This is a genomic window from Halomonas cibimaris, assembly GCF_039537045.1.
Taxonomy (GTDB): domain Bacteria; phylum Pseudomonadota; class Gammaproteobacteria; order Pseudomonadales; family Halomonadaceae; genus Vreelandella; species Vreelandella cibimaris.
In genome coordinates, this window is record NZ_BAAAZT010000055.1 from 1 (window position 1) to 10,933 (window position 10,933).

Genomic DNA, 10,933 nt, shown 5'->3' on the forward strand with positions numbered 1-10,933 from the left:
TCGCCTCTGTGATGAGGTACACCGCCTACTTGGTGGTTATGGCACTGAATACGCGATTAATTTTGAATAAGCACTTAAAGCAGGGAGGGTACCGGTGCTGATCCTTCTGCCTCTACTGTGTTGGCCCAAGTGTAGCAATTATTCCATGAAATCAGGACACTGAGGGAATCATCAAGGAGTTAAAAAATGAAACGCCGTGACTACGCGATTGCCGGGGGTGCGGTATGAGCATCGAGACCGCAGATCCCGAACGACCTTCGGAGCATTCAGACAAGGCGATTCTTCCCCCGGTCAACTGGCCCGTGTTCATCTGGGCCGCTATCGGGTCAATAGCGATCACCCTGTGGGCGCTTATCACTCCCGAGTCCGCTCAGCAAACGCTGGGTGCTGTGGTGGGGTGGGCCTCGGGCTGGTTTGGGTGGTTCTACGTCCTGCTTGCCGGCGGGGTGCTCACCTTTGTGATCTATCTCGCCTTTTCGCGTTTTGGCAACACCAAACTTGGGCCGGAAAACTCCAGGCCCGAGTTCTCAACCCTCGCTTGGGCGTCCATGTTGTTTGCCGCCGGCATCGGTACCGACCTGATGTTCTTTGCCGTCGCCGAACCCGTCACCCAGTACCTGCATCCGCCTTCGGGTGCAGCAGAAACCGTTGACGCTGCCCGGCAAGCAACCGTATGGACATTGTTCCACTACGGCCTCTCCGGATGGGGTATGTATGCGCTGATGGGGATGGCCCTGGCGTACTTCGCCTATCGAATGAAGCTTCCCCTCGCCGTGCGCTCCGCGCTGGCCCCGGTCTTCGGTAAGCGCATTCACGGCCCCTTGGGCGACACCGTGGACTTTGCCGCACTTCTGGGCACGATCTTCGGCGTGGCCACCTCGCTGGGGATCGGCGTGGTGATGGTCAACGTGGGGCTCGCCACCGTACTGGGAGTGCCGGTGAGCACCGCTACCCAGGTGGCGATTGTCATCATGGGCGTGGGCGTGGCCATTCTCTCGGCGGTATCAGGGGTCGATAAAGGTATCAAGTTCCTGTCGCTGCTGAACGTGTTCTCCGCCATCGGTCTGAGCCTGTGGATCCTCATCACGGGGAAAACCCAATACCTGTTGGATGGCCTAGTGCTGAACATCGGGGATTTCGTCAACATGTTCCCCGACATGGTCCTGCAGACCTTTGCCTTCGAGGAGACCGGCAGCTGGATGAGCGACTGGACCCTGTTCTTCTGGGCCTGGTGGGTCGCGTGGGCGTCTTTCGTTGGCATGTTCCTTGCCCGAATCTCTCGCGGGCGCACGATTCGCCAGTTCGTCATCGGCACGCTGACAATCCCGTTTGCGTACATCCTCATGTGGATCTCCATTTATGGCAACTCGGCGCTGGATATTATCCGCAGCGGGGACGCCGAATTCGGTGTCCAGACCGTTCTCAACCCCGAGAGCGGCTTTTACGAACTGCTCTCGCACTACCCGGCGTTCATGTTCATCGCCGGGCTGGCGACGCTGACCGCGCTGCTGTTCTACGTCACCAGCGCCGACTCCGCCGCGCTGGTCATGGCGAACCTATCCTCGCGCCTACCGACGCCCCAACACGATGGACGGGCCGCGCTGCGGATCTTCTGGGCGATCACCACTGGTGCGCTTACCATCGCCATGCTCATCGTGGGCGGGATCGGCGCCTTGCAAAGCGCCACGGTCATCATGGGACTACCGTTCTCCTTCGTGATGATTCTGGTAATGGTCAGCCTGTACCGGTCGTTACGGGTAGAAGCCCGGCGCCTGGACAGTGGCAAGCAGGCCATGCCCCGTACGTTGTCAGGGCGCACCGCTCGTGGTGGAGAGATGCGCTGGCAGCAACGCCTGGGGCGGATGCTCACCTTCTCCAACGCGGGACGGGCACGGGAATTCGAAGAGAAGGTCCTGTTGCCCACCTTCGGTGAAATCGTCGATGAATTCAGCGAGCGTGGCATCACCGCGAAGTGTGACAAGTACGTCGACGAGGAAGGTGACAGCTGCATCGAACTTGAGATTGACCCCTCATCCGAGCACCCCTTCCGCTACCAGGTGTTTCGCAAGGAAGCACCGATACCGCATTTTGGCGGGCGTCCGACCCAGGTGGCAGACAAATTCGTGCGCATGGAGGTCTACCTCGACGTCGCCGATGCGCAAGGCTACGACATCATGGGCTACACCAGAGAGCAACTGCTGGATAACGTGCTGGATCAATACGAACGCCACCTGGAGTTTCTGCAGATGCAGGAATTTGCGCTCACTGACCAAGAGGTAAACTGACGCAAACGCGTGCAAGTGAACGTACCCGGGGTGCCCGGTACAGGGAGGCCAGTAGGCCTCCCTGTTTTTATTGTGCGCCAGGAATGGCGCGTAGCACCGGCAGGTGCTGTTCCTGAGGGTTGTGTCTCGGGAAGTACGCGTTGCTCAACGGCTTGAGCGAGTTCGGCAAGCTGCATTTTGTTGAAGGCGACACCGGTATTGGCAAATCGCTGGCCTACCAGCTGGTGCTGGCCGACTGGGTAGCCAACGGCAAAAAGCAGGGCGGTAAGCACGCGGCCAGGCGCGGGCTGATTTCCACCTACTCCCGAGCCCTGCAACGCCAGCTGCTGGCAGCGGATAACCTCGCCGTGGTGCAGGGATATCTGCGCCATGCGGGGCTGCCGCCGTTAAGCTTTGCCCTGCGCATGGGCCGGGAGAACTACCTATCGCCCGAGCGGCTGGCACTGGAGCTGGGCGTTACCCAGCTAAGCGATGCGGTAGACAACGTGCGCCTGCCACAGGCCCAGCGCCGCCTGGCGAAGTGGGCGCTTGAAAGCGACGGCTGCCTGATGGATCTGGACGCAGCACTGCTGCCCGAAGGTGTGCAGCCGGCGGATATCGCCCTGCGCCCCCAGAACCCGCTGCCGGAGGCGCTGGCCGCTCAGCAGGAGCACGCCCAGCAATGCGATATCGTGGTCATCAACCACGCGCTGCTGGCGCTGGATCTGGTGACCCAGCGCCAAATCACCCAGATGCAGGCGCCTCACGTACTGCTGTTGGACGAAGCCGAACACTACTCCGAAATGGCCGAAGAGCTGCTGAGCCACCGTATTTCGCTGCAGTCGGCGGCTTCTGTCCTCAAGCGCCTCAAGCAGCGCGGCGTGGCCGAGCAGTGGCAAACGCTGGTAGACAACATGGCCAGCACCGAACACGCGGGCAGTGCCGGCAGCATGGGGCAAGGCCAGCGCGAGGGGCTGCAGCAGGCAGTAGAAGTGCTGCTCAAACGCCGCCCGCGTGAAAGCAGCCACGACCCAGCGCTATGGCGCGAATGGCAGCACCTGCGCCACAGTGCCGAGCAAATCGCCCGTCGCCTGCGCGAAGCCAGCCGTTATCTGGTGCTGGACTACTCGCCGGTACGCGGGCTACCCGGCGTGGTGGCCCGCGCGCCCGGTGCCGCTTCTAGCTTGAAGGCCGGGGCCGGCGAGCGCGTGACGTTTCTTACCTCCGCCACCCTGTCGGACCTGGACCACGCGCCGGGCGAGACACCCAACTTCCGTTATATGCGCAGCCGCCTGCAGCTGCCGGTAACCCATAAGCGCAGCGGACTACAGTGCAGCTTCCAAGCACGCCGCTTTGGTACCCTGCGTTTCCGCCTGCCCCGTGGGCTGCCACACCCGCTGGCTCATGAGGCCGAGGGCTGTTACCGCCTGGCCGATGATTTTTGCCGTCAGGCGCTGCCCTATATAGTCGACCGCCCCGGCCGCACCCTGGTGCTATGCGCCAGCTACGCCGACGTCGCCGCGCTGGAAGCCGCCTGGCCCCAAGCCCACGTTCATCGGCTGGTGGCCCACCGCCAAGGCACCGCGCTGGGCGAATTGGTCGCCGGGCTAAAAAACGACGCGATTTTAGTAACCCCCGCCGGCTGGGAGGGGCTCTCCCCTGCGCGGGAAGGCCACCAGGCCTACTGGCAGCATCTGGTGATCGTGCGCAACCCGCGGCCGCTGCGCAGTCGAGTCGAGCAGCACCTGATCGAAGACCTGCTCTACCGCCGCGACGTACCGGCGGAAGATGCCACGCGCATTGCCCACGGCATGCTTCAGCGCCAAAGCACGGTGCGCACCCTGCACAAGCTGCGCCAGGGGCTGGGCCGCGCCATCCGCCACCCGGATGATGACGTACAGGTCACCCTGCTGGAACCGCGCATTCCCCGCCCTTCGGGCTACCCGCCCGTCAAGGGCGTATACGCCAGTCGCGTACTGCTGGGCGCCATCCCCGCGCGGTTTATGTACGCCTACCAAAACGCCGAAGAGCCCGGCGGCAGCGCAGAGCAAGACACCGCCCAAAGCCGCCTCGCCGCACTGCTGTAGCGCTGCCGCGAGGCCTGCCGGAACGGCCACAGCATCTACTGCCGCGTCACCGCGAGCGCAAGCGCGGCGGTCTCCTTGCACGCCCAGTCCGTACAAGGCCCGGAACGTATTGATAAGCGCCGGGCGAAGCAGGCCTCAAGGTCTGTCTGCCTCTGCCGATATACCTTCCGCAGGGTGAGTCATGGCGAGCACGGCGAAGCCATCTCGGGGTTTCTCACTATCGCTACCCAGTATCACACAAACCGTTACAAACTTTTTTACCCAAAATCCTAAAGCTTTTCCTGCACCTGCCGTTAACCTTAATACCGGCGCACAACGTGGCCGAAAAACTGGCCTCGAAGGTCAGAAGAACCCGAAAGGAGAATCACCATGTCCGTGATCAACACAAACATCACTTCCATGATTGGCCAGCAGAACCTGCAGAGCTCCCAGTCAAATTTGACCACCAGCATGGAGCGTCTGTCCTCCGGCCTGCGCATCAACAGCGCCAAGGATGACGCGGCCGGTCAGGCCATCGCCAACCGTATGCAAGCGCAGACCACCGGTCTGAGTCAGGCTCAGCGTAACGCCAACGACGGTATCTCCATCGCCCAAACCGCCGAAGGCGCGCTCGATCAGATCAACGATAACGTACAGCGTATCCGTGAGCTGACCGTTCAGGCGCAGAACGGCACCAACTCCAAGGATGACCTTCAGTCCATCCAAGATGAAATCAATCAGCGTACTGCTGAAATTGACCGCGTTTCTGATGAGACCAACTTTAACGGCGTTAAAGTGCTCTCAAGTGATACAAGCGTTTCTATCCAAGTAGGCGCAAACGATAATGAAACCATCAGTGTTGGCTTGGAAAAAACCGACTCCGATCAGCTTGGCCTTGGCAACCTAGATGTTACCAAGTTTGCTGCCCTAAAAGCAGAGGACTTAGACTCCAGCGGGACTTCCCTTGAAATTGTAGATAGTAGTGATGCTGCACTTGAGAACGCTACCGTTATCGAAGGCTTTAAATTAGATAGCGATGGTGAAGTAGAACTTGATGGCGATGGCAACACACAAGCTGTTAACTATATCAAAACAGAAGACGGTAAGTTTTTCGAAGCATCAACAGCAACAGCTGATGGTGTTGTAACGGCGAAGGCTGGTGATGCAGTAACTGACAGTGACAAACTCATTGAAGCGGGTCTCTCTCCCTTAGAAAATATCGATAATTCACTGAAAACTATCGATGGCTTCCGCTCAGACTTGGGTGCGATTCAGAACCGTTTTGAGTCTGCCATCGAAAATCTGAGCACCAATGAGACTAACCTCTCTGCCGCTCAGTCGCGTATCGAAGACGCCGACTATGCCGCTGAAGTGGCCGACATGACCAAGAACCAGATCCTCCAGCAGGCAGGCACCTCGGTTCTGGCCCAGGCCAACCAGCTGCCGCAGAACGTACTGTCTCTGCTGGGCTAAGCTGAAGCTCTTAATAACCGCCCTGCGGGGCGGTTTTGAGACTGGATTTTGACGGGCCCCGATGGGGCCCGTTTTTTTGCAACTGAATATAAAAACTGATGTTATCAAGTATCCATTTAAATAAAAGGTTTTTTCAATGCTGTTGTTCGTATCAGCTGTTGCTTTTTTAATAGCTTTTATTTTATGCCTTTTTGCTTACTCACTAGTTATTAGAAGTGAGCGTGGCCTTTTTTCTCAAATCCTTTTCAGTCTTAGAGTGGGTGATAGAGAAAAGGCTAGTCGCGACGTTGAAAAGTTGTGCAAGATACTTAATTGTTGCCCTAGCGTTGTTGAGGCCTATAAAGAAAATGAAGAAAACTCAAAGGAGGTATACAGGAATTTTTTAGGATTTTGCTTATCTATTTTTATTGCTTTGTCAATTTTTCTTTTGATTGTTGTTGGCTTGATAAGCGCAGAAGCAGGCCTGCCTATAATAACTGGGGCAGCAGGTTATGGTTTGTCATCTTTGTCTACAAGAAGGGTTCATAATAGAAGAAGCGAAAATAAAGCAGACATGAATAGCGAATAATACCGCAGAGTAGCTGCAGTATTTTTTCTGCAATTATCCTTGTTACCATTAGACTGCCTAATCCATTGTCACTACCCGGTAGTTTTCAACCCAGGAACTTCCATGACCGAATCCAGCACCACTCCCGCCGTTGACGTAAAAGCCGAGCTTGAGGCCATCAGCCAGCTGGTCAACTCAAGTGAAAAAGCCGATTGGGAGGCCGCCCTTGAGCGGCTGGAGGCACTGGAGGCCGAGCACCCCGCTAGCGCCGAGGCCCAGTGCCTGCGCGGCTACGCCCACGCCAACCTGGAGCACCCCCAGCGGGCATTAAATGCGCTACTGGAGGCCTCTTACCTGCGCCCCAACGATTTCAAGCTGTTCCACCAGCTGGCCAAGCAGCACGCGCGGCTGGGCCACGACCGCGCCTGCCTGGGCGCGCTGCGTCGCTGCCACCAGCTAGCTCCGAAAAACGTTGAGATTAAGCGCATGATGGCCGCGCTCTGTTTTATCACCGGCCAGCGTAACGAGGCGGAAAAGCTGCGTCGTCAGGCAGTGCGTGAAAAACCCTTTTATATTTCCGGTAGCGCCACGGAAAACACGAAGATACGCGTGCTGGTGCTGCAAACGGCGTACTCCACAGATTGGAGTGTCAACCGGCGAGATTTCACTAAGCTGATGGGCGAAGGCCACAACAACCTGCCAGGGCTTCTGGACGAACGGCACATTCAGCGTATTACCCTTTACGTGGATGAGCTGGCTAACCACCCAGAAATTATCCGCAAGCTGCCGGCATTTGACGTGATTTACAACGGCATTACCGACGCCGAACGCTGCGAGCACGCGCTGGGGCTGGCCATGCAGCTTTGCCACAAGCTGAATAAACCGGTTATTAACCAACCAGAGGCCGTGCTTAACGCCTCGCGGGAAGGTAACTACGCCCGTTTTAAAGACCACGAGGCGATTATTCTGCCCCGCGCGGTCAAGCTGGAAAACGTCACCGGCAGCTGCTGCGGCGCCGTGCGCGAGGCGCTTGAAAAGCACGAGCTTGAACTACCACTGATTGTGCGCGTCGCCGGCTACCAGGGCGGTAAATTCATGCACAAGGTTGAAGACGTGGACACCCACGACTTTGCCGATATTGATGAATTGTTGGCCAAGGGGCCGGAAACGCTCTACTGCATTCGCTACCACGACAGCGGGATCGACCACCCCCGCGCGCCGGGGGCGACGCTATATCCCAAATACCGCGCTTTTATGGTGAACGGTAAGCTTTACCCTATCCATGCTTTCTTTGGGCATGGCGAGTGGAATGTTCACAAGGTAACTCATGACCCAACAGCAAAGCGCTTTCCCTGGTTAATAGATGAATGGGAAAAAGAGTATCTAGAAGAACCTAGTAAAGTTCTTCCTGCGGGAATGTGGGATACATTAGAGATTGCGCTCCGTCAAGTTGACATAGATTACTTGGGCGTTGACTTCTCTGTTGTTACGGAGCCAGGGGATGCTGAAAAGCTGGTAATTTTTGAAAGTAACCCAGCAATGCGTAATTGGCTGGATCGGTACCCTCCAGAGTCACTCACTTACTCTATGTATTATCGTGTCACTTATGCCGTACACGATATGCTTGCCCAGCGAGCCGGAGTGAAGCAGTGGGACTTTGAGCTGCACCCCGGCCAGCCAGAAGAAGAGGAAAGCGCCGCCCCCGAAGAACCGACGTTCGACTGGCAGTTTACCGACCGGCTGATCGCCGTGGATAACGCCGCCCACCTGCCGCGTCAGGCCAACTTCCATGAACGCATGGCGTCCAATGCCTTTGCCGTGGTGGCGTTTGATCCGGCCAGCCGCGTGGTAGCAGGCAACGTCGCGAGCGTGGAGGAGTTCCAGCATATACCCCACGCGCTGCTGGGCAACGGCCAGCCAGCCACGCTTTACACCACGCTGGATGAAGCCCTGACCGCCACCCTTGAACCGCTGCCCGCCGAGCGCCAGTCAGAGAGCCAGCGCAGCGGTGCCCAGGTGCTAACGCGCCTGCCGGTGAACACGCTGCGGCTGGACGACATCGACGGCCTGGCACGGCTGGACTGGCTGATTCTGGACGAACGCGCCGACGCGCTGGCCGTGCTGGAAAACGGCGCACGCGCGCTTCAGGATACCTTGCTACTGCAGGTAGGCGTGGCGTTTACCCCCACCTACGTAGGCCAGCACGGGCTGGACGCCGTCAGCCACTGGGCCAGCCGCCACGGCTTTGCTTTTTATCGCCTGCACGAGCCCAGCCACCAAAGCCACCTACCCGAACGCGACGGGCTCGCCCGCACACAGGCCACCCAGCTAACCCGCGCCGAAGCGCTGTTTATCCCCAACGCCGAGCGCATGGCCAAGCTGGACGACAACGCCCGCCAGCGCCTGGCGTTCCTGCTGGATACGGTCTACGGCATTCACGACCTGCCCTACCGCCTGCTGGCCGACTGCGACACAACGCTGGCCGAGGACTACCTCAAGGCGCGGGGGTATGTGAAAGGCCAGGCTAACAGCACGCAATAGCACTGCTATCGCCACGGGGCTTGGCTGCCAGCCGCCAAGCCCTTATCGAGTGAAGAATATTTCAGAAAGCAAAAGGATAAGGCATGGGTGTTCAGTTTGGCCCCAGAGAGCTTGGCCGCAGATTCTTCGACACGACCCTTATCCGTTTAACGCCCGCAGCACGGGTAAATTTGTAGCGCAGCGAAAAATTTGTCCCCGATGCCTGTCAAGCTTGTTGGAACACGGGATCACGCGGCTTCTAACTGCTGATCCTGCATGAAGATCGGATCTTTTTGATCGGGATTCAGCCAGGCCGTCCGGCGTGGCGTCCAGTTGCGGGTGGCGCCGCTCCACCGACCCGGATGTTGCCGTTTCGCCTCGGCATAGATGGCCTCCCGCCTTGCCAGGACCTCGTCATCCTGGCCGGCATGCCGCTCCGCCGGGGTGACGAAGCGGATGGCGCTGTGGCGGTGCTCGTGGTTGTACCAGTGCAAGAAGCCGGTCACCCACTGCTGCGCCGCTGACAGGCTCTCGTAGCCGTCCGCCGGGTAGTCGGGCCGGTACTTGCAGGTCCTGAACAGCGACTCCGAGAAGGCGTTGTCATTGGAGACTCGGGGACGGCTGTACGACGGGGTGATGTTCAGTCGCTGCAGTGTCGCTTGAAGCGTCGACCCTTTCATAGCGGAGCCATTATCAGCGTGCAACACCAACGGTGTGTTGATGCAGCCTTCGCGCAACACGGCGCGCTGGATAACCTCGCTGCTGTTGGCCATGCACTCCTGGTCGAAGACCTCGGCATCGACGATCTTGCGGCTGTAGATGTCGACGATCATGTAGAGATAGTAGAACTGTCCCCGCACCTGGGTCGGTAAGTACGTCACATCCCAGCTCCAACAGGCATTGGGACGTGTCACGCGGTGTCGCTGAGGATCCCCCTTGGGGCATGGGGTACGAGCGCGGCCACGCTGGTGCTGCTCGCCATGCTCCCGGAGGATGCGGTAGTAGCTGGACTCTGACGCCACGTAGAGCCCTTTCTCGTCCAGCAGCCGCGGCACGATCTGCCCGGGCGGCAGGCTGGCGAACTCGGGACGATGGCAAATCTCCAGCACCTGCTGACGCTCTTCAGGTGACAGGGCATGGCTCGGGACAGGCCGCACGGCCTGAGGCCGGTGATCCTGATCGCCCCGACCCCAACGGCGATAGGTGTTGGTACCGATGCCGAGCTCTGCGCACGCGGTTTGCAGGCGGGCTCCCTCGGCACGCGCCTCATCGATCAGCTGTACGGCGTCCTGGCGATCTGAAGTGCTGATCATTCGTCCTCGTCCCCCCAGATCGCTCGGGCTTTTTTTCTCAACGCCAGCAGCGCAGCGGTTTCCGCGAGTGCGGCCTCCTTGCGGCGGAGTTCACGCTTGAGCTCCTTGTTCTCCTGGCGGTCCGCCTTGCGGGCTTCATTCTGCTGCTTGGAGGCGGCATCACTCCGGTCGTTGGCGCCTTCGCAGCTCGCCCGCCAGCGCTGAATCTGCTCAGGATAGAGGCCGCGCTTCCGGCAGTACTCAGCACGCTCGGCCTCGCTGAGGGCAGCCGTCTCCAGAACGGCGTGGAACTTGTCTTGCGAGCTCCAGCCCTCGGGATCATCGCTCTGGTCTGGTAGCAAACGGCCCGCTTGCCGAGCCTTCTTGCGCCAGTTGTACAGCGTCGCTGAGGAGATGCCTTCTTCCTGGGCCACTTCCGCCACCGTGCGGTTGTGCGGCGGGAGCAGCTTCTTGAGGATGGCTTCCCGGCGCTCGTCGGAGTACTTCATCGGAACCTCGTCACGCCCCACATCGTTCAGAGTCTAACAGCCGCTGAGGCTCCATCTAGCTTGACAGTGGGGGTCCCTGTGCCTGCGATTGTTATGAATCTTGGATTCAATCAATAGCAGCAAAATTAAGGCTAGAAACCATTTGCGATATATTTAATTTGTAACTATTCAGGTGGCGTCGGGTGAGACTCGCCAACCCGCTGTTCCTTCAGGCATAGTACCGTCATTCGACTCCCCCACCCAGCAGGCAACATGACCATCA

5 protein-coding genes and 1 pseudogene are annotated in these 10,933 nt (G+C 58.8%); 5 read left to right on the top strand and 1 reads right to left on the bottom strand.

Annotated elements, in window-relative coordinates; all coding sequences use genetic code 11:
- The first annotated feature begins 224 nt into the window (after window positions 1-224).
- From betT to ABD654_RS06000, 5 genes are all read left to right on the top strand, one after another.
- A complete protein-coding gene (betT, locus tag ABD654_RS05980; RefSeq protein ID WP_017429341.1) occupies window positions 225-2,285 on the top strand; it encodes a choline BCCT transporter BetT in 2,061 nt (686 codons plus the stop codon).
- A 140-nt stretch (window positions 2,286-2,425) separates the two neighbouring features.
- A complete protein-coding gene (locus ABD654_RS05985; RefSeq protein WP_344703256.1) occupies window positions 2,426-4,351 on the top strand; it encodes a helicase C-terminal domain-containing protein in 1,926 nt (641 codons plus the stop codon).
- A 369-nt stretch (window positions 4,352-4,720) separates the two neighbouring features.
- A complete protein-coding gene (locus ABD654_RS05990; RefSeq protein ID WP_344703258.1) occupies window positions 4,721-5,803 on the top strand; it encodes a FliC/FljB family flagellin in 1,083 nt (360 codons plus the stop codon).
- A gap of 136 nt (window positions 5,804-5,939) precedes the next feature.
- Window positions 5,940-6,371: a hypothetical protein gene (locus tag ABD654_RS05995; RefSeq protein WP_344703260.1), complete on the top strand. Its 432-nt coding sequence runs from the start codon at window positions 5,940-5,942 to the stop codon at window positions 6,369-6,371.
- Between the two features lie 102 nt (window positions 6,372-6,473).
- A complete protein-coding gene (locus tag ABD654_RS06000) occupies window positions 6,474-8,891 on the top strand; it encodes a tetratricopeptide repeat protein (RefSeq protein WP_344703262.1) in 2,418 nt (805 codons plus the stop codon).
- Window positions 8,892-9,118: 227 nt separating this feature from the next.
- Here ABD654_RS06000 and ABD654_RS06005 read toward each other — a convergent pair.
- Window positions 9,119-10,671 (bottom strand): annotated as a pseudogene (locus ABD654_RS06005) (IS3 family transposase).
- Window positions 10,672-10,933 lie beyond the last annotated feature (262 nt).